The following is a 22,294-nucleotide window of genomic DNA, read 5'->3' as shown; positions in this document are numbered from 1 at the left end:
TCTCCTCCAATGCGCATGCAGAGTTTCTATATTCTACAGCGACCTTTGCGCGCCTGATAAGGCGCGCGGCGCTGTAGGCCGGGCGAACCGCCAGGCGGAATTGCTACTGCTTGAGGTTCACCATGCGTTCGACCGCAAGGCGGGCGCGGGCAGCGATCGCCGGATCGACGAGAACCTCCTCCGTCATGTTGAGCAGGCTGTCGAGGATCTTCGGCAGCGTGATGCGCTTCATGTGCGGACAGAGGTTGCAGGGCTTGACGAACTCGACGCCCTCGATCTCGGCCTGGATGTTCGATGCCATCGAGCATTCGGTGACGAGCAGCACCTTCGACGGGCGGTTGTCCTTGACATAGTTGATCATGCCCGACGTCGAACCGGCGAAATCGCAAACGGCGATCACATCCGGGTGGCATTCCGGATGGCCGATGATCTCGATGCCCGGATTGGCTTCCTTGTAAGCGAGCAGCTCGGCAGCGGTGAAGCGCTCATGCACTTCGCAGTGGCCCTTCCAGGTCAGGATCTTCTTGTTGGTCTGGCGCGCGACATTCATCGCCAAATATTCGTCGGGGATGCAGAGCACCGTGTCGGATTCCAGGCTCTCGACGACGTCAAGCACGTTGGACGAGGTGCAGCAGATATCGGTCTCGGCCTTCACGTCGGCGGAGGTGTTGACGTAGGTGACGACAGGAACGCCGGGGTAACGCTGCTTCAAAAGGCGCACATCGGCGCCGGTGATCGATTCCGACAAGGAGCAGCCGGCTTTACCGTCCGGGATCAGAACCGTCTTTTCCGGGCTCAACAGCTTCGACGTTTCGGCCATAAAGTGCACGCCGCACTGGATGATGATCTCGGCATCGACTTTGCTGGCGTCACGGGCAAGCTGCAGCGAGTCGCCGACGATATCGGCGACGCAGTGGAAGATGTCGGGCGTCTGATAGTTATGCGCGAGGATGACGGCATTGCGCTCCTTCTTCAGCCGGTTGATGGCGTGCACATAGGGCGCATAGACCGGCCACTCGATCGCCGGGATAAAGTCCTTCACCTTCTCATAGAGATGTTCCGTCTCGCGTGCGACCGCTGGCGTGAAGGCAAGTTCGGGTCTTTCGATGACACCAAAGCGCTGGGCAGCGCTGACAAGAACCGGGTTCGCCACCGCCTCTTTGCGGGAAACAACGCGCGTCATCGAGATCTCCTCTCCGCCCTCTTCCCGGGCAGCTTTTTCAATTATGCTCAATCTGAGCATAATTGAACCAAAACAAAAGCGGCAAAGCCGCATGGGTTGATTTAGAAAGTTTTGTGACAGAATTCAAGAATGGAGCGCTGTTTTTCGCAGCGCCCCAGTTTGCACATGCGGTCAGGCCATCGCCGGCCGCACCACGCTCTTCTCCTCGATCGGCCAATGGACGATCGCCGCGAAGATACCGAGCACCACGCCGAGCCACCACACCGGATCGTAGGAACCGAAGTGGTCGTAGAGGTAACCGCCCATCCATACACCCAGGAACGAACCCACCTGGTGCGAGAGGAAAACGATGCCGCCGAGCAGACCCAGATGCCGCGTGCCGAACATGATCGCGACCAGCGCGTTGGTCGGCGGCACGGTCGAAAGCCAGAGCAGGCCCATGACGATCGCGAAGATGACGACGGAGACCGGCGTCTGCGGCAGCAGCAGGAAGGCGGTCACCGCCACCGAGCGGGCGATATAGATCAGCGCCAGAAAGTAGGGCTTCGAGTAGTGCTGGGCGATGAAACCCGCAGACAGCGAGCCGATGATGTTGAAGAAGCCGATCAGCGCCAGCGCGATCACCGCATAGCGCGCGTCGATGCCGATATCGCCGATATAGGCCGGAAAATGCGCAGTGATGAAGGCGACCTGATAGCCACAGACGAAGAAACCGGAGACGAGAAGCAAGTAGCTCTTGTGGCCAAGCGCCTCCTTCAGCGCCTCGCCGATCGACTGCTTGTATTGCGCCTCGCTCTGGCGACCGGAGGAGGCATTGCCACGCAGTGGAATCGCGAAGAACGGCACCAGCAGCATGAGGACGCCGAGATAGACGAGGCTGTCCGACCAGCCATAGGCGGAGATCAGCCCCTGGCTCAACGGCGCGAACAGGAACATACCGGCAGAGCCCGCCGCCGTGCAGATGCCGAAGGCGAGCGACCGCTGATGCGGCGTGACGTTGCGGGCAAAGGCCGACAGGAGAATGCCGAAGGAGCCGGAGCCGACCGCCATGCCGACGAGCACGCCGCCACCGATATGCAGCCAGATCGGCGCATTGGCAAAGGCCATGATGATGAGGCCCGCAGCATAGAGAAGGCCAGACATGGCAAGCACCCGCCAAGTGCCGAACCGGTCGGCGATCGCGCCGAAGAACGGCTGGCTCAAGCCCCAGCAGAGGTTTTGCAAGGCCATGGCGAGGCCGAAAGTCGTCCGATCCCAGCGGGTGTCGGCGAGCATCGGCAACTGGAAGAAGCCCATCGCCGAGCGCGGGCCGAAGGTGAGCATCGCAACGACCGAACCAGCCGCGATGATCAGCCAGGGCATCTCCTGACGAGCATGGGACGGCGCGGATGCTTCGGAAACAGCGGACATGAAATATCTCCGATTGATGGACCGGCATCCTAGGCGGCGGCTAAAACAGATAAAAGCCAATTATATTGACGCCGCGATCACCGGAATTGATGCCTGAGTTACGCAGCGCTTCGGAATCGGTTGCGGAACTCCCTGGGCGTCATGGCCTTGGCCGCCTTGAACTGCCGATTGAAGTTGGCGATCGAGCGATAGCCCACGGCTTCGGCGATGTGGGCGATCGATCGTCCCGAGCCGCTGAGGAGCGCGCAGGCTTCGCCGATCCTCAACCGCATCAGATACTCCGAGACCGGCATGTTGAGGTGGCGCAGGAACAGGCGATGCAAACCGGAAAGGCTGAGGGCGGCAAGGTCGGCGAGTTCCTCCATCGATGGGTTCTCGGCGTAGTGCAGATGGATATGGTCGAGCACACGGTCGAGGCGACCACGATCGACCGATCGGCCCGATGGCGTGACGACACGGCTGGACAACGGCGCCACCTGTTGCTCACGCGCCAGGATTGTCAGCAGAGAGAGGACATCCGGCAGCCGTTCCTCCGGCGCCAGCCTGCGCAACCCTTCAAACAGCGGCCTGACACGGGCGGCAACTTCCGGAGTGAACTGCAAGCCCGGGGCGGATCGCTCGAACATCGCCTTGACACCGGTGAGCTCGACAAAGCCGTCGTCCAGACGTTCCACCCATTCCGGATGAAACCAGAGCACCAGCGCCACGTGCGGTTCGGCACTGTCAATCTTACCCGACGAGTGCCAGGTGTGCGGCAGGTTGGAACCGACGAGCACGAGATCGCCGTCGTCATAGGCGCCGATATGGTCGCCGATGAAGCGCTGGCCGCGCGAGTTGAGCGTCAACGTCAGTTCGAACTCCGGATGATGGTGCCATTGGAACGGAATGGAATCGTCGAGGCGGCGGTCGAGCAGGATCGACGAAGCATTGGTCGCCCGCGGTATTTTCTGCACAACAGGCTTCATGTTGCATGCCTTCGCCTCACGATGCCAGAATAGTATCAATTTTGGCATGCTTCGTGCAACATGGCGTCGACCAGAAGGCTAGGCTTTCTCCATCGACCAATCGAACATTCAAGGCGAGGAGACATTCATGCAGGCGCTCAGAGACAGCCACCCCACGGCTGCCAATCTCGAGGTACAACTGAAGGACATCAAGAAGCGGCTGCCGCTGCGCGTGCTTTCGGAAACGGACTGGCAGCATTGGGTCAGCAAGGGCTACGTCATCGTGAGACAGGCGGTGCCGCCGGCCAATGTCGAGCGCCTCGTCGATCTGCTCTGGCGCTTCGACGAGAAGGATCCGAGCGATCCTTCGACCTGGTATGCGCCGCAGCGGCGCGAGCACAAGATGAAGGAACTCAACAACACCGGCATGCTGGAGATCTACAATCACCAGTATCTCTGGGACAACCGGCAGGAGCCGCGCATCTACGGCGCCTTCGTCGACATCTGGGATCGCGAGGATCTGTGGGTGACGATTGACCGCGCCAACCTCAATCCGCCGAAGAAGGTGAAGGGTAATCCTGACGGATTCATCCATTGGGATGTCGACACCTCGATTCGGCCGCTGCCGATCGGCGTTCAGGGCGTGCTGAGCCTGAAGAAACAGGACGGCGACGTCGGCGGCTTCCAATGCGTGCCGGAACTCTTCGAAAACTTCGAAAGCTGGGAGAAGACGCAAGCTGCCGACCGCGACCCGATGCACCCCGACATGGCCGGTCTCTCGACTGTCAACATCGAGATGGAGGCGGGCGACCTGATGATTTTCAACAGCCTGCTCGCCCATGGTGTGCGCCCCAACCACTCCGACGACCGTGTGCGGATGGCGCAATATATCTCGATGCATCCGGCGGAATGGGACAATGTCGCCGAGCGCGAGGAACGGGTGCGGCTGTGGCGGGAACTCGACCACCCCAAGCGTGACGCCTTTCCCGGCGACCCGCGCCAATGGGAAAAGCTCAATGCCTCCCCCGCCAGCCTCTCGGATCTCGGCGCCAAGCTTCTCGGAATCACGCCCTGGGCGTGATGCGGCCCGGAGCAATTCCGAGAAGAATGTGAAACGGCTTTCCGTCCGGAGTTGCGTCCGATTTAAGCCGAAGCACGCACCTTCATCGGCCAGCGTTCACCGCGCCGGCCGGTGACCTTGACCTCATCGCCAAGCTTGAGGGTGCCTTCGCTGCGCGGCACCGCGTTCCAGCCGAAGAGCACGCCGGGCACGCGCCGATCAGACGACATGCGCTTTTCGGCCAGTCCCTGGATCGGGTTGCCGCCAATACGCTCGCCGGTGATCTGATCCTGTGTCGTCATGATGCAGCGGGCGCAGGGCTTGACGAGATCGAACCGAATGCCGCCGATCTCGACGCTTTCCCAGAAATCCTCATCCCAGGCGTCGTCGCAATCGACGAGGATGTTGGTGCGGAACCGGTCCATGCCGACGGGCTCCTGGCCCTTTTCGGCGAGGGTCCGGTTGAGATCGGCGAGCGAGCCGGTCGTCGTGATCAGGACCGGGAACCCATCGGCAAAGCCGACAGGCGCTGCGGTGCCGGCCCACTCGGCACCGACCAAGCGCTCGGCCGAGGCGTCCATGTGGGCAAGCTTGACCGGGCGGCCGAACCATGCGGACAGCGTCTCATCCGCCGTATCGTCGGAAACGGCGGCATCGACTTCACTGCCCCAGACCTGGACGTTCAGCCGGCGATCCGGATCAAAGCGTACCGAGGTTTCCCGGTCGCCCATCCTAAGATGCACACCGCCATCGATGTGGCTGGCTTCGACCTTCGCCAGCGCCTGCAATTCGCGCTGGGTGATGAAGCGCCCGTCCGGCTCGATCAGCATGAAGCGCCGGTCGCCCTCGACGCCATCGAGGTTGACGGTAACCGTCTCACGGGCGATGGCGCGGCCGCTTTTCAGCGGATGAATGTTGAGACCGGTCACCTTCATGGACAATTCCTTCATGTTCAAAAATAGATTCAAGCGCCTGACGATCCGATTCACGGGATAGCGGCAATATCTTGAAAGAATTAGATTTCATCGAGCATCATGGCAAGCACGTCGCGCAGGCGCTCCTCGCGCTCCGCCGCCAATCGGCGGCCAGCTTCGGTCTTGAAGCCATCGGCCAACCGGAACAGCTTGGTCTCGAAATGATCGATGGCGAACGCCTTGTCATCGAGTTCCCTTGCCTCCGCCAGCGGATCGAGGGGGTCATAGAGACCGCTGCCCATGCGCCCGGCGATATAGAAGCAGCGGGCGGCGCCGACCATACCGATCGCATCCAGCCGGTCGGCATCCTGAAGAATCCTCGCCTCCAGCGTCTCCGGTGCAATGTTGGCGGAGAAGCTGTGGGTCAGGATGGCGTGCGCCACGGCGCCGGTCTCTCCCGTACCCCAGCCGAGTTCCTGCAGAATGCCGGTCGCCTTCTCCGCCGCCAGACGTGATGCCTGGGTGCGCAAGGGCGAGTTCTTCTCGACCGAGACGCAATCATGGAGCAGGACGGCGGCGGCGAGCGAACGCGTATCGCCGCCCTCCTCCGCGTGGATGCGCGCAGCATTCTTCCAGACGCGGATCAGATGCGCGGCATCATGCGAGCCGTCATCGGCGGCAAAGGCATGCGGCAGCAGCACCGCGGCGAGATCCTCATGCGGCGCGAAGGCTGCCGCCAGTTTCGAAATATGTGTCATGACGTCCTATTGCTGTTCGGCAGGATCTGTCGGCGCCGTCGATGCGACGCCGACACCGGACAGGATCTTCTGATAGAAGAGCCCTATCCCGATCAATACCCCGCCAAGGCCGATGAAGGACAGGGCCCGCAGGAAACCTTCGAGGTTGGACATGTCGATCAGGAACACCTTCAGGACAGCGACGAAGACGAGAACGGCCGAAGCGATGCGAATGCTCTTGGCATGGAAACGCGAACCGAGCACGAGCAGCAACACGCCCAGCAGCAGCCAGACAACCGAATAGGTGTAGGTCTCCCCCTGCAGGAAACCCTTCCAATCCGCGATGTCTTCCCCCTGCCATGCCCGGCGGACCGTGAGGCTCGCCCAGGCGAAGGCCAGCACAGCGCCGCTGACCGCAAGCGCCATGACATAGGGCAACGGCCGCTTGTCACGCGCATACCAGGCTAGCCCCGCATAGCCGAGCCCCGGTAGCAGATAGCCGATCAGCAGGAGATCGAAGAACGGGATATGACCGAGAAGCTCGCCGCTGAAGTAAGGGTTGAGGCCGAGGAGATGCGCCGAAAGCACCGACAACATCGAAAGTACGCCGAGGCCCATGCCGCCATAGCGGAAGACCGGGCTCGGCGACTTCATGTCGAGGCTCATGAAGATCGCCGAGGCGCCGATCGCCAGCAGCGTGTAGATCGACTGCTCGCCGAGCGTCGGCACAGCGCTGTCGAGCACGCCGCCGTTCATCGCGTGACGCACGAGGATCGCGAGCGTCAAGAGCACGAAGAGACTGGCGAGCGCCTGCAGGAGGTTGCGTACTCGTGTGTTCGACCAGGATCTCAGGAAATAGGCGGAGCCGGCGAGGAGCGCGGCGGGAATGCCGTAGCCCGGCAGGAGCGCGTTGAAGACAGGCGTGGTGCCGAGATTGCCAGCACCGACGATCGTCGGCTCCCAGGCGATGCGCCCGAGAACGACCACAGCCGCAGCACCGGTCATCCAGGGCAGGATCGGCCAGGTGCGGATGCGTGTCGCGAGCGCATAGGCTGTTCCGAGCACGGCAATCGCAAGTGTGGTGACGAGCCCATCGGTCCAGGCATGAAGGGCAAGGACAAAGAACGCGAACGAACCGGCGACCAGTAATCCAGCCGTGATATCGCGCGCCTCCGCCTCGCCGCCGCGGCGGTAAAGCCAGTCCACTAACGCGAGCAGCGCGGCTCCGGCGAAGAGCGAGAACAGGCCGTGCGGCAGATCGAAGGCATAGTTGCCGGTCATCAGGAACGACATCGCCGTCAGGGCGATCGGGACAACCGCGGCGATGCCGGCCCAAAGGGTCGAATAATGCGGATGGGTGACGAGGCGGCGCGATAGCACGAAGCCGCCGAGCAACACGAACAGCGCCGCAAGCAGCATTGCCGTGATCATGGCGGTGCGGCCAGGCAGCACGATCGTCGGCAGAGCGTCGGCAAGCGAGGGATCGAGATAGGCGAGCACGCCACTCAGCGCCGTCAGGCTCCAGACGCCGGCGACTGCGCCGACGGCGGAAAGTACGGCGGGATAGACCGCCGTCGCTCGCCAGGCTCCCAAGGCAGCGAGGACAGCAATGACAACGGCAAACTCCGTCACCGGATACGTCGCCGCGGAAACCGCCGGGCTGATCAGAAGGAGCGCAAGCACCGTGGCGGCGATGGCCGCGGAAATGGAGATTGCCGCATGCGGCGGGATAAACAACCGTTCCCACTGTCCGGCAACGGCGCCGCGCCGCTGCGCACCCTCAGGCACTTCGGGCGCGGGAGCAGCTTCCGTAGCACCTGGCCAGACGAGGCCGATGCCGACGATCATCACCAACAGCGCAAATGTGACCGGCAGCGGTTCGAATGGCGAGGCCGCAGTGATATAGGCAAGCCCCCAAAGCCCGATGCCGACGTTGGCAAGGGTCGGCACTACCGTCCAAGTCCGCAGCCGCGACGCGAGCAAAGTCGCCAGCCAGACGACCGAGAGGAAACCGAAGAGGACCCAGGGGCGCGGTTCGTCGCTCGAGACGAGTGCCGGGGTTGCGAGCGAGGCAAGCAGACCGAGGCCGGCGAGCGCCTGCCCATGCAGCAGCGACAGACCAACGGTCGCCAGCGAGGTCGCGGCCAGCAGAACGAATGCCGCGCCCGTGCCGATATAGCCGTAGATGCCATAGGCGGCATAGGCGACACCGAACAGGGTGACGGCACCGGCCGCAGTCAGGATGCCGGGGATCATCGCGTTCTGGAATTCATTGGCGATGACAGGCACCGCACGCCTGCGGATGACCTCCCCTGCGGCCATCAACAGGAGGCCGAACAGGGCGGCAAGCGTCAGGCGAACCGCCGGGCTCAGGAGGCCGGCATCAATCGAATATTTGACCATGAAGACGCCGCCGAGCGCGAGCGCAATGCCGCCGACCCAGACCGCCCAACGCGCGCCGAGGCGGCTTTCCAGGCTTTCGGTCTGACGGAGCGCAGCCGGTACCGGCTGTGGCGCTTCTGTGCTGGCGGCAATGGTCTCGCCACCCTCGATGTCTTCCGCCGCCTTCTCCACTTCGCCGAAGATCCGGGCACCCTCGCGCGCGCCGGCCGTCAGGCCGATCGCAGTCTCCTCGACCGTCTCCGGTTCCACCGGCGATTCGGGCGCGGCGGCGAGCTCTTCGGTCGTCGCTTCGGCCTGAACGCCTTCGCCCGATGAGGTCTTCAGCTTTGCGACCTCGGCCTTCAGCGCGGAGATTTCAGCCCCCAGCCGCTCGGCCGTCTTGCGACCGCCGGCGAAGGCGGAAAGAGCGAGGATAAAGGCAAGAAAAGCAAAGAGTTCGAACATGTATACCCCTGACGGTCGCACCGGCGTGCTCGGCGCAACCATACAAACTTTTGTACGCTCGCCAAATCTCTACAGCGCCGCGCGTCTTATCAGACGCACAAAGGTCCCTGTAGCTGCATGTTTTTATCCTGAAATCGAATGGGATTTCAGGAAACATACAATAGACGGCCGAGCGCTGTAATCTCTTCACGGAAATGTCGCAGAACTGTCACCGGGCAACTGGTACAGGCGGATGAACACCGCTGTCTCGGCGCGGTGGTTTCCATCGTTCAACCAGGAGACCCGATCATGGACAAGCATCTCGGCCAGACGGAAGAGACCGAATTCAAGACGCTGACGGAACGCAGGGAAGAGCTGGAAGACATTGGCCACAACTGTTCCACCAACCCGACGATGGGCGACATCATCCATCGCCGTTTCTCGCGCCGCTCCTTCATCGGCGGCTCGCTCGCCGTTGCCGCGATTTCGACGACGGTCAGCCCGCTGGCTCTCCTGACCGCACAAGAAGCACGCGCCGAGGAAGGTTCGCGCTTCGACTTCACCGAGATCGAAGCCGGCGTCGACGAGAAGCACCACGTCGCCGAGGGTTACGATGCCGACATCCTGCTGCGCTGGGGCGACAAGATCTTCGCGGATAGCCCGGAGTTCGACCCGAAGAACCAGACGGCCGCTGCCCAGGAAAAGCTGTTCGGCTATAACAACGACTATGTCGGCTTCATTCCGCTCGACGGCAGCGCCGACCATGGCCTCCTGGTCGTCAACCACGAATATACCAATGCCGAGCTGATGTTCCCGGCCTTCGCCAGCGTCGTGAAGGAAAAGGTGACGAAGGACGGCAAGGAAGTCGAGGAAGAGAAGGTCGTTCTCGGTGAGTACACCAAGAAACTGGTCGACATCGAAATGGCCGCCCATGGCGGCACGATCATCGAGATCCGCAAGGTCGACGGCAAGTGGCAGCCGGTTCTCGACGGCAAGAACAATCGCCGCATCACGGTCAACACCGAGATGCAGATCACCGGGCCGGCCGCCGGTCATGACCGCCTGAAGACGCCGTCCGACCCGACGGGAAAGAAGGTGTTCGGCACGATCAACAATTGCGCCGGCGGGGTCACCGCCTGGGGCACCTACATGATGGCCGAAGAAAACTTCAACGGCTATTTCGGCGGCGAGCTCGCCGAAGACCACCCGGAGTACAAGCAGCTCAAGCGCCTGGGCGCACCGGGCGGCCAGTACGAATGGGCCTCCTTCTACGACCGTTTCGACGTCTCCAAGGAACCGAACGAAGCCAATCGCTTCGGCTGGATCGTCGAGGTCGACGCGCTGGATCCGACCTCGGTACCGAAGAAGCGCACCGCACTCGGCCGCTACAAGCACGAAGGCTGTGAATCGATCGTCAACAAGGATGGGCGCGTCGTGCTCTATTCCGGCGACGACGAGCGTTACGACTATGTCTACAAGTTCGTGACCAAGGGCGCCTTCAACCCTGATGATCGCGCCGCCAACATGGACCTCTTCGACGAAGGCACGCTCTATGTCGCCAAGTTCGACGAGGACGGCACCGTCACCTGGATGCCGCTTACCCACGGCGAAGGCCCGCTGACCGAAGCCAACGGCTTCGCCTCGCAGGCGGACGTGCTGATCAACACCCGCTTCGCCGCCGACGCGCTCGGTGCCACCAAGATGGATCGCCCGGAGGACGTTCAGCCGAACCCGAAGACGGGCAAGGTCTACGTGATGCTGACCAACAACACCAAGCGCAAGGCAGAAGAAGTCGACGCCGCCAATCCGCGCGCCAAGAATGCTTTTGGCCACATCGTCGAGATCACCGAGACCGACGGCGACTTCGCGTCGCTCAAGAGCCGCTGGGACGTGCTGCTGAAGTGCGGCGATCCCGCCGTTGCCGAGGTTGGCGCCTCGTTCTCGACGGCGACCACCAAGAACGGCTGGTTTGGCATGCCCGACAACTGCGCCATCGACACCGACGGCCGCCTCTGGGTTTCGACCGACGGCAACAACCAGAAGGAAACCGGCCGGACCGACGGCATCTGGGCGATCGACACGGACGGCAGTGCCCGCGGCACGTCGAAGCTCTTCTTCCGCGTGCCGGTTGGCGCGGAAATGTGCGGCCCGTGCTTCAACCCGACGTCGGACACCTTCTTCCTGGCCGTCCAGCATCCGGGCGACGCCGGTCTTGCCACTTTCGAGACGCCAGCAACCCGCTGGCCTGATTTTAGGGATGACATGCCGGTGCGCCCGGCCGTCGTCGCGGTGACCAAGCAGGGCGGCGGCCGTATCGGCTGACAAGAGCTGCGATCGCAAAGAAGAACGCCGCGCACTGTCGCGCGGCGTTTCTTGTTTCTGGAGTTGTTTTCACGCCGCAATTCCGGATGGAAACCGCTTCGCACTTTTCCTGAAATTGTATTTGAAGCGACGCAATTCCGGACGGAAAACCGCTTCGCACTTTTCCTGAAATTGCTTTTAACGCCGCAGATTGTCGATCGGGAAGATCGCGCAGGTTTCGGTGCCGTGGGCCAGCAGCTTGCCGTTTCCATCGCGAAGCCAGGCTTCCGAAGTCGCGATCGTCCGTCCGCGATGCACGATGCGCCCCTCGCAGAAGACCTCGCCCATGCCCGGCAGTAGCGGCCGGACGAGGTTGACCTTGAATTCGACTGTCGTATAGGCCTCGCCGGGTTTCACCGTGGTGAAAACTGCACAGCCGAGCGCCGAGTCCATGATCGTCGCCGTCCATCCGCCATGCACCGTGCCGAGCGGATTGAGATGTTCCTCGTTCGGAAATCCCTTGAAGACCACCCGGCCCTCTTCGACTTCGCTCAGTCCGAACTTCAGCGTCTTCGACATCGGCGGCGCCGGCAGCTCGCCGCTCAGCAAGTCCTGCATCGCCTTGAGGCCACCGTCGCGGGCGACGCGGTCCAGCGACAGTACGCCGATACCGGATACGGACATGCCGGGATAAAGTTCTTGATACATTGATAACTCCTGGGGGTCAGGCGGCGGAGGATTGCGCCTTCAGCGCTTTGAGCGCCGCATGGACGAAGCCGTCGCGCGCGGAAGAAACGTCGAGGCCGCGCGGCTCATAGACATGGCGGTGGAGGAAGAAGGCGGTCAGGCGGAAAGCGGCGGCAAGGCTGTCGTGATCGGCAGCTCGGCGCGCTTCGGCGGAAAGGAAATCCGGCAGCGCCAGCATGCGGTCCGCATAACGCTCCCCGGCCGAGCGGCAAACCGCCCTGCCCGATTTCGGCGACACATAGACAAGCTCGGTGCGGGCGCCGGTTGCCACACATTCCGTCAGATCGAGCCCGAAGCCGAGATCGTTGAGAACCGCGAGCTCGAAGCGCACGAACAATTCTCCGGCATCGGCCGGATCGGCGAGATGATCGACAATGACGGTGAGCGCCTCGTAGAGATGCGGATGCGGGTCACGCTCAGGCAGCAGCCGCAGGAGTGATCCGAGCGCCTGAATGCCATAGACCGAGGTTGCCGTTTCCATCAGCCGCGCGGCCCGCAACTCCACCGGCTCGATGCGGAATTCGCCCATATGCTCGTCAAGCCGCGCGCGCCAGGTGACTTCCACCGAATTGCCCGGCTGCAACACCGGCTGCATGATGCGCGAGCGGCCCGAGCGCACCATGCCGAGATGCCGGCCGTGGGTGGCGCTCATGACCTCCACGATGGCAGAGCTTTCGCCGTGCCGTCGTATGCCGAGAATAATGGCCTGATCGCTCCATTGCATGGATATGGCATACACCCGCGGTCGAAAGCGGATCAAGCGATGTTGCGATAGCCAGCGTGACACGGCCGACTGTCACCTTTCGGTCACACTCACCGGTTGCCTCGTTTGCGACATGCTGTCGCCGCCCCGACGCCGTCTTTGACATTAGAACGGAAGAGCGGCAAAAGCCGTGCCTCCCGCCCAAAATGACAATCAGCAGGATAATAAATTTCATTATGTGTGTGTCCCGGAACAGCGCCGGCCGCCTGGCGCAGCTCTTCGCCCTTCTTCTCGCCACCTCGACGCTCGCCAGTTGCATCACCACGTCGGGGCCGGCCAAGCCGAAGGGGCCGGATCCATACTATGTGGCGATGTACGGGCCGCTGCCCAACGAAAAGTTCCCGCTGGATGCGATCGACATCAGCAAGGTCGACAAGCGTTATCTCCGCCAGCAGGTCGCCTACCAGACGCACGAGCCGCCGGGCACGATCGTGATCGATACCCAGAACCGCTTCCTCTATCTCGTCCAGGATGGCGGCATGGCGATGCGCTACGGCATCGGCGTCGGCAAGGCCGGCCTGGAATTCGAGGGTGAGGCCCGCATTGCGCGCAAAGCCGAATGGCCGCGCTGGACGCCGACACAAAGCATGGTGGCACGCGAGCCGGAACGCTACGGCCCGCTTGCCGGCGGCATGGAGCCGGGTGTGCGCAACCCGCTCGGGCCACGCGCGCTTTATCTCTTCCAGGGCAGCCGCGACACGCTGTTCCGCATCCACGGCACCACCGAGGCCTGGTCGATCGGCAAGGCCGTTTCGAGCGGCTGCATCCGTCTCTTCAACCCCGATATCATCGATCTCTACAGCCGTGTGCCGCTCAATTCGCGCGTCGTGGTACTGCAGGCGGAACCGCCGTTGACAGAGCCGGCCGGCGGCGTGCCGATGGCGAGCGTTTCGAACGGCGGCCTGCCGCCGGCCTACTGATACCTGCTTGACGGAATGCCGGCCGCCTACCAGGCGTCCGGCGTCCGCACCATGTGCACGATATTGGCCGGGTTCATGATCCAGCCGCCGCGAAAACCTTCGCCGAGATCTTCCACGGCATCACAGCGCACGACGCCCTTGGCTTCGAGATGATCAAGCGCACCCACATGGTCATCGGTAAAGAGTTCGAGCCAGACCTCGGCCTGGCTGTAGTTCGGCGCCTCGTCGATCCAGAGTTGGTTGGGCCCAAGCTTGAAGCCGATGGCCGGCAGGTTTTCTTCGATGGGTTCGAGGCCGACCGTGTCGCGATAGAAGGCGACGACTGCCTCATATTGATGCGAGGGAACCTTCACGGCGATATTGATGCCGCCTGTGATTTTCGTCATGACGCAATCTCCCATTACCGCCCGGCGCCTGCCGATGCGGCTCATTGTTTGTGTTTCGATTGTCGATAATCGCGCCCGGATCCGGAACGGAAAGCCCGGTGCCGGCTGGCTCAGGCTTGCGGCTCGAGTGCCGGCTTGCCTGAGAGTTCGCTGAGGTAATAGCCCTGGCGCAGGTTGATGCCGTATTCGAGCCAGGCCTTCATGCAGGCAAGCATCTGCGACCAGCCTTCGCAGTTGACATAAGACCCCTTCTGCCCCTGCCCGTTCTCGGGCCATCCCTTTTCGGCGATCGTCACCATAGTGGCGCCGTCATCCAGCGACTGGAAGCACATTTCCACACGGGTCTGGTAGGGCTCCTCGCCCTTGGCGACCATGGCGTCCCAGCGGAAGACGATCCGTTCGTTCTGCTCGACCGCCTCGACCTGCACCGGCACCCGCCCCCACCATTTGACCGTAGCCCCGGCGACCAGCGGCCCGCTGATGCCGCCAAGGGTGACGAAATAGCGACTGAGCTGATCCGGATTGACGACGGCATCGAATACCTGGGCGACCGGGCGATCGATCCGTCCATTCACACGGAATTCGAAGGGCATCTGATGTTCCTCCTATTGAGCCCGAACAGAATATGTTATAAAAACATAACATGTCAACCGAATCGAAAGACGATCTCGTTTTCAAAGCTTTGGCCAATGGATTGCGCCGCCAGATGCTCGACGCCATGAAGCACGCGCCGCAGACGACGGGCATGCTCTGCGAACAATTCGGCAATCTCGATCGCTGCACCGTCATGCAGCATCTGAAGGTGCTGGAAGAGGCAGAACTCGTGCTCGTTCGCCGCGAGGGCCGCGAGCGCTGGAACCACCTGAACGCTTTGCCGATCCAAGCCATTCACGACCGCTGGATCAGCCAATATGCGGGGCACGCGATGTCGGTCCTCTCCGCCCTGCAACAGGGGCTGGACCAACCGTCGGAGTGATGGTTTCGACTTTCCATTGCCCGGCTTTCTTCGTAAGAACGCCCTGACAACACAATCTGGGGACATGGTCGTGCGCTACCTCATCACCGGCACCGCGGGCTTCATCGGCTTTCATCTCGCCAAGCGATTGATCGACGAAGGACATTTCGTGGTCGGCTTCGACGGCATGACGCCCTATTACGACGTGACGCTGAAGCAGCGCCGGCATGAGATCCTGGCGCGTTCGAACGGCTTCAAGGCTGTCGTCGGCATGCTTGAGGATCGGGCGGCGCTCAACCATGCGGCGGAGATTGCCGAGCCCGAGGTCATCATCCACCTCGCGGCCCAGGCCGGCGTCCGCTACAGCCTTGAAAATCCCAAGGCCTATGTCGATTCCAACCTCATCGGCTCGTGGAACATCCTGGAACTGGCGCGGGAACTCGGCCCGAAGCACCTGATGCTCGCTTCGACGTCCTCGATCTACGGCGCCAACGAGAAGATCCCGTTTGCGGAGACCGATCGCGCCGACGAGCCGATGACGCTCTATGCCGCCACCAAGAAATCGATGGAACTGATGGCGCATAGCTATGCCCATCTCTACAAGGTTCCAACCACCGCCTTCCGCTTCTTCACGGTCTATGGTCCCTGGGGCCGGCCTGATATGGCGCTGTTCAAGTTCGTCGACGCCATCCACAAGGGGCAGCCGATCGACATTTATGGCGAAGGCCGTATGAGCCGCGACTTCACCTATATCGACGACCTCGTCGAAGGCATCCTCAGGCTCTCGCACGTGGCACCGGCGGAAGAAAACCGCGTGCCATCCGAGAAGGCCGAGGACACGCTGTCGCGCCAAGGACCGTTCCGTGTCGTCAACGTCGGCGGCGGCCAGCCGGTCGAACTGATGACGTTCGTCGAAACGGTCGAGAAGGCCGTCGGCAAACCGGCACTGCGCAACATGCTGCCGATGCAGCAGGGCGACGTGCCGCGCACCTATGCCTCCCCTGATCTTCTGGAGGCATTGACAGATTTCAGACCCTCAATCCCGGTGGAAGAAGGCGTGGCGCGCTTTGCCGCCTGGTATGAGGAATACTACAATGCTGGCGGGAAAGCCGGATCCTCGGCCTCGCAGGCATAGATACGTGCAAACCAGCATGGTTTCCGCGTTCGCGGACAAGAGCTCGCCAGACAACAAAGGAAAGAGCCTATGAAAATCACAATGATCGGCGCCGGTTATGTAGGCCTCGTTTCGGGTGTGTGTTTTGCGGATTTCGGTCACGACGTCGTCTGTCTCGACAAGGATGAGAGCAAGATCGACGCGCTGATGCAGGGGCGTATTCCGATCTTCGAACCCGGCCTCGACCATCTGGTGGCCAGCAACGTCGCCTCGGGTCGACTGTCGTTCACGACCGATCTCGTGTCCGCCGTCGCCGACAGCGATGTGATCTTCATCGCGGTCGGCACCCCTTCCCGCCGCGGCGATGGTCATGCCGACCTCTCCTACGTGTATGCAGCGGCCCGCGAGATCGCCGAGAACCTCAGGGGGTTCACCGTCATCGTTACCAAATCCACCGTTCCGGTCGGCACGGGCGATGAGGTCGAGCGCATCATTCGCGAAACCAATCCTGACGCCGATTTCGCCGTCGTCTCCAATCCGGAATTCCTGCGCGAGGGTGCGGCGATCGAGGACTTCAAGCGGCCGGACCGGATCGTCATCGGTGTTGTCGACGATGATGCGCGGGCGCGTGACGTCATGACCGAGGTTTACCGGCCGCTCTATCTCAACCAGTCGCCGCTCGTGTTCACGTCACGCCGCACCTCCGAACTGATCAAGTATGCCGGCAATGCCTTCCTGGCGATGAAGATCACCTTCATCAACGAGATGGCCGACCTCTGCGAAAAGGTCGGCGCCAATGTCCAGGACGTCGCCCGCGGCATCGGCCTCGATGGCCGCATCGGCTCGAAGTTCCTGCATGCGGGCCCCGGCTATGGCGGCTCGTGCTTCCCGAAGGACACGCTGGCCCTGGTCAAGACCGCGCAGGACCATGACGCGCCCGTCCGGCTCGTCGAGACCACGGTTGCGATCAACGACAACCGCAAGCGGGCAATGGGCCGCAAGGTGATTGCGGCTGCCGGCGGCGACGTGCGCGGGCACAAGATCGCGATCCTCGGCCTCACCTTCAAGCCGAACACCGACGACATGCGCGACAGTCCGGCGATCGCCATCGTGCAGACGCTGCGGGATGCCGGCGCCCACATTATCGGCTACGACCCGGAAGGCATGGAGAACGCCAAGAAGATCATCGACGGCATCGACTATGCCAGCGATCCCTATGAGGCGGCCAACGAAGCGGATGCGCTAGTGATCGTAACGGAATGGAACGAGTTCCGCGCGCTTGACTTCCGCCGCCTGAAATCCGCGATGAAGACGCCTATTCTCGTCGACCTCAGGAACATCTACCGCCAGGACGAGGTTGCCAAGCACGGCTTTGCCTATTCCAGCATCGGCCGGCCCCTCTGAGGGCTTCGGCTGGCGGGAGGGCCGACTATGCTTTTGGAACTGGCAGCGGCGGCAGAGCTTCCCAACTCTTGCCGGCAAGGATGACGCAGCTACGGCCGTTGACGTCCGTGACGATCAATGTCCAGCTGCCGTTGTCGGCCGCATAGACTTCCAGGATCGCCTGAGGATTGATGAGCGCCGTGGCGGCTGGCTTTTCCCGATACTGCCGCGCCAGAAACTCGATCACCTCGGATCGGTTCGCGCAATTTATCGGGGCCTGCGAAACTGCGGGGACCGGGCGCGCCGTCACCCCGGCTGCCAGAAGGGCGGCCAGCGCGAAGCCGCGGATCACCTTGCGTACCATCACGCAACTCCTTTCACCGGATGCCCGGCGGAGGAGGAGTTTCCGCTAACCTTTTCCGCCGTAAATCCGGCTGCTCCATCGGCGCACTGCTCACAAAACAGCGCAGTTGCCACGATGGAGAGAGTATGGCGGAAAGCCGCGATTATTACAATTATCTAAATTATAGACCATCCATCGGAAACGCCGCGCGTCGTAATGACGCGCGGCGCTGCAGAACCGATGCCGAAGCTGCTATTTGCGCTTCATCGCCTCCATCAGGGCCGCACCAAAGGCGCCCTGCGACGGCGCTTGCGGCTTCTGCGGGCGCGTGGGCGCGCCACGGTTGCCGCCATTCGGTGCGCTGCCACGGGCCTCGCGGCCTGACTCAGCGCCACCATCCTTCCGCATCGTCAGGCCGATGCGCTTGCGGGCGACATCCACCTCAGTGACGCGGACAGTCACGACATCCCCGGCCTTCACCACTTCATGGGGGTCCTTGATGAAACGGTCCGCGAGTTGAGACACGTGGACGAGGCCATCCTGGTGGACGCCGATGTCGACGAAGGCACCGAAAGCCGCGACGTTGGTGACGGTGCCCTCGAGCTGCATGCCGACCTTCAGGTCCTTGATGTCGTCGATGCCCTCGGCAAAGGTCGCGGTCTTGAAGCTCGGGCGCGGGTCACGGCCCGGCTTTTCGAGTTCGGCGAGAATGTCCTTGACGGTCGGCAAGCCGAAGCGCTCGTCCACGAAGGTCCGTGGGTCGAGTTGCTTCAGGGCGACACTGTCGCCCATCAGAGCGCGCACGTCGCGCCCGCAGGCGGCCACGATCTTCTTGGCGACGCCATAGGCTTCCGGATGGACGGAGGAGGCATCGAGCGGCTCCTTGCCGTTCGGGATGCGCAGGAAGCCTGCGCACTGTTCGAAGGTGCGCGCGCCGAGCCGCGGCACTTTCAACAGTTCCTTGCGGCTTCCAAACGGCCCGGTCGCGTCACGATGCGCGACGATCGCCTCGGCCGAGGATTTGCCGAGGCCGGACACCCGGGCAAGCAGCGGTGCCGACGCCGTGTTGACGTCGACGCCGACGGCGTTCACCGCGTCTTCCACCACCGCATCGAGCGAGCGGCTGAGCTTCGACTGGTCGACGTCGTGCTGGTACTGGCCAACGCCGATCGACTTCGGCTCGATCTTCACAAGCTCGGCCAGCGGATCCTGCAAGCGGCGGGCGATCGAGACTGCACCGCGCAGCGAAACGTCGAGGCCGGGGAACTCCAAGGCGGCCGTTTCAGATGCCGAGTAAACCGAGGCGCCGGCTTCGGAAACGATGACCTTGGTCGGCTTCGGCGCCGGCAGCTGCAGGAGCATGTCGGCAACGAGCTTTTCGGTCTCACGGCTGCCGGTTCCGTTGCCGATCGCGATCAGCTCCACCTTGTGCTTGCGGATCAGCGAGGCGAGCTCGGCCTGCGTGCCACGAACGTCGTTCTTCGGTGGGAACGGGTAGACGGTTGTCGTTTCGAGCAGCTTGCCGGTGCCGTCGACCACCGCGACCTTGACGCCGGTGCGGATGCCCGGATCGAGGCCCATCGTGGCCCGCGATCCCGCAGGCGCGGCAAGCAGCAGGTCCTTGAGGTTGCGGGCGAAGACGTGGATCGCCTCCTCTTCGGCACGCTCGCGCAGTTCACGCATCAGGTCGAGCGACAGCGACATGGAGAGCTTCACGCGCCAGGTCCAGCCGATCATCTCGGCCAGCCATTTGTCACCCGGCAGATGGGCGCCGACATTGTAGGCGGCGGCAATCATGCGCTCGACCGGCTTTACCGGCGACGTGTCGTCCTGATCGACGACGATATCAACGGACAGAACCTCTTCGTTCCAACCGCGCAGCATCGCCAGCGCCCGGTGACCGGGCGTCGTCGCCCAGCGCTCGGAATGGTCGAAATAGTCGGAGAACTTGGCGCCGGCCTCCTGCTTGCCGTCGACGACCTTGGCGCGCAGGAAGGCGGCGCCCTTCATATGATTGCGAAGGCGGCCAAGCAGATCGGCGTTTTCGGTCATGCCTTCGGCGATGATGTCGCGCGCGCCATCAAGCGCCGCCTTCACATCAACCACCTCGGCGGTCAGGAAGGCCGTTGCGCGATCGGCCGGCGCGACGGAGCGATCGGCCAGAATCGCTTCCGCCAGCGGCGCGAGGCCACGCTCGCGGGCGATCTCAGCCTTGGTGCGGCGCTTCGGCTTGTAGGGCAGATAGATGTCTTCAAGTTCCGCCTTGGTTTCGACGGCAGCGATCTTGGCTTCCAGTTCGTCCGTCAGCTTGTCCTGCCCGCGGATCGACTCGAGGATCGATGCCCGACGCGCCTCGAGTTCGCGCAAGTAAGTCAGCCGCTCCGACAGCATACGCAATTGCGTATCGTCTAGGCCGCCGGTCACTTCCTTGCGGTAGCGCGCGATGAACGGCACCGTTGCCCCCTCGTCCAACAGCTCGACAGCGGCTTTAACCTGCGAAGGTGCTGCCTTGATTTCGCTGGCAATAATGGCGGCGATGGATTTAGCGGGGTTGGCCATGGGAATTCCGTCTTTCCTGCAGCGCTTGGAAGCACTGCACGTTTTGTCCTTGGATCGGAGATGATCCGCGGAAACAGGCAGTCGTTTGGTCGGCGACCATAAAGGCGCAGGGCTTCGAGGCCAAGTGAAGGCCTTCGGAGGAAATTCCGAACTCCACAGAAGATGGGGGACGGCCATCCCGTGTCGAACTATCGCGACAGGGATGGCCTTAAATCAGACCGCCATTGCAGCCGGTTCGATGTGTTCTTCCGCCGGCGCCTCGTCCCAATTGTTGACCGGTTCGAGCGGCGGCCGACGCTTCTCGAACTCGATCAATTGCCGCTCCCGCTCCTCGATGTAGTCGCGCGAGACCGGCACGGCATCGAGAGAAGGCGAGAGCTGAAGCTGGAAGATGAAGTGTTTGTCGTAGAGGAAGGCCGTTTCGGAAGCCGCCAGATAGAACTCCCACATGCGGAAGAAGCGTTCGTCGTAGAGCCTTACCGCCTCTTCGCGGCGCGCGACGAAACGCTCACGCCAGGCCCGCAAGGTCCAGGCATAGTGCATCGGCAGGATCTCGACATCCTTCACCAGCAGCCGCATACGCTCGACCGACGGCAGAACCTCGGAGAGAGCGGGAATATAACCGCCGGGGAAGATGTACTTTTCGATCCACGGGTTGGTCGCCCAGGGCTTGTAGACCTGGCCGATCGAATGCAGCAGCATGACGCCTTCCGGCGTCAGCAGCTCCTTTATCTTGCTGAAGAAATTTCCGTAATTGCCGATGCCGACATGCTCGAACATGCCGACGGAGACGATGCGGTCGAACTGCCGGCCCTCAAGGGTGCGGTAGTCCTGCAGTTCGAAGCGGACACGATCGGAAAGCCCGCGCCTGGCGGCACGATCACGGGAAACCTTCAGCTGCTCCTCGCTGAGCGTGATGCCCGTGACTTCGACTCCGGAGGATTCGGCCAGATACATAGCCATCCCGCCCCAGCCGGAACCGACCTCCAGCACCTTCTGCCCCGGCTCCAGCAGAAGCTTCGCGGCGATGTGCCGCTTCTTGGCGAGCTGTGCTGCGTCGAGCGATATTCCCCGCGGCTGGAAATAGGCGCAGGAATATTGCCAGTCCTCGTCGAGGAACAGGTTGAAGAGATTGCGATCGAGATCGTAGTGATGGGCGACGTTGTTCCGGTTGCGATTGACCGGCATGCGGCTCACCAACTGCTGGCGCAGCACATGCCACAGGCCTGTGATCGTGTTGGTGGCATTTGCCGCATTCTCGATGCCGTTCGCCTTCACGATCGAAAGCACGTCGAAAATGTCACCTCTTTCGATGACGACGCGCCCATCCATGTACATTTCACCAAAGCGAAGGCCCGGGTCCCGGACGATCGCATTCTCCGCCTCCGCGTCGACGATGCGGATTGATGCCGGTTTTCCGGTGCCGTCACCCAGAACGACCTGTTCGCCGGAAGAAAAAGTCACCGTCAGATTGCCGTTGCGCACCAGACGGCGAAGCAAAGTCAACAATGCTGCATTCATATCTCACCCCTACCAGACCTACCCACGGTGTCCTGGCGCATGAGAGATGCGAAGGGTCGGCTCGTTCGGGGCTTCCGGAGGGTTTGCGCGAGCGCGCCTCGGGAGCAAACGCGAGCGCGTCCGGAAGCGGCGAGAACCGGCTCGGGCGTGGCGTCACGGGCATCCAGCGGGCGTCGTCAGGCTCCTTGTGCTTGCCCCGCCGGAAATTCGTCAGGCCAGCCGCCATCG

Annotated in this window: 19 protein-coding genes; 6 read left to right on the top strand and 13 right to left on the bottom strand. The window is 62.4% G+C overall.

The genetic code is table 11. The features are described 5' to 3' along the window. Positions 1–103 precede the first annotated feature (103 nt). The 3 genes from nadA to BLU35_RS03775 form a co-directional block, all read right to left on the bottom strand. Entirely contained in the window at positions 104–1,183 is a 1,080-nt protein-coding gene (gene nadA / locus BLU35_RS03785; protein ID WP_057252773.1) for a quinolinate synthase NadA, read from the bottom strand. A 171-nt stretch (positions 1,184–1,354) separates the two neighbouring features. Further along, positions 1,355–2,593 (bottom strand): MFS transporter, encoded by a 1,239-nt coding sequence (locus BLU35_RS03780; RefSeq protein ID WP_093232152.1) that lies wholly within the window; start codon positions 2,591–2,593, stop codon positions 1,355–1,357. A 98-nt stretch (positions 2,594–2,691) separates the two neighbouring features. Then, the gene (locus BLU35_RS03775; RefSeq protein ID WP_093232151.1) at positions 2,692–3,558 is read right to left on the bottom strand and encodes a helix-turn-helix domain-containing protein; all 867 of its coding nucleotides are present in this window, start codon (positions 3,556–3,558) and stop codon (positions 2,692–2,694) included. Positions 3,559–3,685: 127 nt separating this feature from the next. Between BLU35_RS03775 and BLU35_RS03770 the strand changes: the two genes are divergently transcribed. Continuing rightward, positions 3,686–4,618 carry a phytanoyl-CoA dioxygenase family protein gene (locus BLU35_RS03770; RefSeq protein WP_057252777.1) on the top strand — a complete coding sequence of 311 codons (933 nt, stop codon included), beginning with the start codon at positions 3,686–3,688 and terminating at the stop codon, positions 4,616–4,618. A 62-nt stretch (positions 4,619–4,680) separates the two neighbouring features. Here BLU35_RS03770 and BLU35_RS03765 read toward each other — a convergent pair whose 3' ends face one another. From BLU35_RS03765 to BLU35_RS03755, 3 genes are all read right to left on the bottom strand, one after another. Then, the gene (locus tag BLU35_RS03765) at positions 4,681–5,532 is read right to left on the bottom strand and encodes an MOSC domain-containing protein (RefSeq protein ID WP_057252779.1); all 852 of its coding nucleotides are present in this window, start codon (positions 5,530–5,532) and stop codon (positions 4,681–4,683) included. Positions 5,533–5,612: 80 nt separating this feature from the next. Next, positions 5,613–6,269, bottom strand: coding sequence for an HD domain-containing protein (locus BLU35_RS03760; RefSeq protein WP_057252781.1), 657 nt, complete (start codon positions 6,267–6,269; stop codon positions 5,613–5,615). Between the two features lie 6 nt (positions 6,270–6,275). Continuing rightward, positions 6,276–9,095 (bottom strand): DUF2339 domain-containing protein, encoded by a 2,820-nt coding sequence (locus tag BLU35_RS03755; RefSeq protein WP_057252783.1) that lies wholly within the window; start codon positions 9,093–9,095, stop codon positions 6,276–6,278. Between the two features lie 288 nt (positions 9,096–9,383). On the opposite strand from BLU35_RS03755, the gene BLU35_RS03750 reads away from it, so the two are divergent. Continuing rightward, positions 9,384–11,396, top strand: coding sequence for a PhoX family protein (locus tag BLU35_RS03750; protein WP_093232150.1), 2,013 nt, complete (start codon positions 9,384–9,386; stop codon positions 11,394–11,396). Between the two features lie 177 nt (positions 11,397–11,573). Here the strand turns inward: BLU35_RS03750 and BLU35_RS03745 are convergent, their stop codons facing one another. Together BLU35_RS03745 and recO are read right to left on the bottom strand one after the other, a co-directional pair. Continuing rightward, positions 11,574–12,083 (bottom strand): PaaI family thioesterase, encoded by a 510-nt coding sequence (locus BLU35_RS03745; protein ID WP_093232149.1) that lies wholly within the window; start codon positions 12,081–12,083, stop codon positions 11,574–11,576. 16 nt (positions 12,084–12,099) lie between these two features. Further along, a complete protein-coding gene (gene recO / locus BLU35_RS03740) occupies positions 12,100–12,846 on the bottom strand; it encodes a DNA repair protein RecO (protein WP_093232148.1) in 747 nt (248 codons plus the stop codon). A gap of 215 nt (positions 12,847–13,061) precedes the next feature. On the opposite strand from recO, the gene BLU35_RS03735 reads away from it, so the two are divergent. Next, positions 13,062–13,805 carry a L,D-transpeptidase gene (locus BLU35_RS03735; RefSeq protein WP_093232147.1) on the top strand — a complete coding sequence of 248 codons (744 nt, stop codon included), beginning with the start codon at positions 13,062–13,064 and terminating at the stop codon, positions 13,803–13,805. Positions 13,806–13,831: 26 nt separating this feature from the next. On the opposite strand, the gene BLU35_RS03730 is transcribed toward BLU35_RS03735, so the two are convergent. Further along, the gene (locus tag BLU35_RS03730; protein ID WP_286161430.1) at positions 13,832–14,191 is read right to left on the bottom strand and encodes a hypothetical protein; all 360 of its coding nucleotides are present in this window, start codon (positions 14,189–14,191) and stop codon (positions 13,832–13,834) included. Positions 14,192–14,301: 110 nt separating this feature from the next. Further along, positions 14,302–14,784 (bottom strand): SRPBCC domain-containing protein, encoded by a 483-nt coding sequence (locus BLU35_RS03725; RefSeq protein ID WP_093232146.1) that lies wholly within the window; start codon positions 14,782–14,784, stop codon positions 14,302–14,304. 50 nt (positions 14,785–14,834) lie between these two features. Here BLU35_RS03725 and BLU35_RS03720 point away from each other — a divergent pair, with 50 nt between their 5' ends. The 3 genes from BLU35_RS03720 (at position 14,835) to rkpK (ending at position 17,664) form a co-directional block, all read left to right on the top strand. Then, a complete protein-coding gene (locus tag BLU35_RS03720; RefSeq protein ID WP_057252795.1) occupies positions 14,835–15,167 on the top strand; it encodes an ArsR/SmtB family transcription factor in 333 nt (110 codons plus the stop codon). Between the two features lie 70 nt (positions 15,168–15,237). Continuing rightward, positions 15,238–16,281 (top strand): NAD-dependent epimerase, encoded by a 1,044-nt coding sequence (locus BLU35_RS03715; RefSeq protein ID WP_057252909.1) that lies wholly within the window; start codon positions 15,238–15,240, stop codon positions 16,279–16,281. A gap of 69 nt (positions 16,282–16,350) precedes the next feature. Next, complete coding sequence (rkpK, locus tag BLU35_RS03710; protein ID WP_058329452.1) at positions 16,351–17,664, top strand: UDP-glucose 6-dehydrogenase; 1,314 nt, start codon at positions 16,351–16,353, stop codon at positions 17,662–17,664. Positions 17,665–17,689: 25 nt separating this feature from the next. Here the strand turns inward: rkpK and BLU35_RS03705 are convergent, their stop codons facing one another. The 3 genes from BLU35_RS03705 to BLU35_RS03695 all read right to left on the bottom strand — a co-directional run bounded on the left by BLU35_RS03705 (position 17,690) and on the right by BLU35_RS03695 (position 22,066). Continuing rightward, positions 17,690–18,007, bottom strand: coding sequence for a hypothetical protein (locus BLU35_RS03705; protein WP_057252797.1), 318 nt, complete (start codon positions 18,005–18,007; stop codon positions 17,690–17,692). 231 nt (positions 18,008–18,238) lie between these two features. After that, positions 18,239–20,545: a Tex family protein gene (locus BLU35_RS03700; RefSeq protein ID WP_057252799.1), complete on the bottom strand. Its 2,307-nt coding sequence runs from the start codon at positions 20,543–20,545 to the stop codon at positions 18,239–18,241. 213 nt (positions 20,546–20,758) lie between these two features. Beyond that, entirely contained in the window at positions 20,759–22,066 is a 1,308-nt protein-coding gene (locus BLU35_RS03695; protein ID WP_093232145.1) for a cyclopropane fatty acid synthase, read from the bottom strand. Positions 22,067–22,294: the final 228 nt, after the last annotated feature.

The organism is Sinorhizobium sp. NFACC03 (assembly GCF_900103435.1).
Classification (GTDB): Bacteria; Pseudomonadota; Alphaproteobacteria; order Rhizobiales; family Rhizobiaceae; genus Ensifer.
The sequence above is the reverse complement of the archived record's forward strand: the minus strand, read 5'-3'. Positions and strand labels throughout refer to the sequence as shown.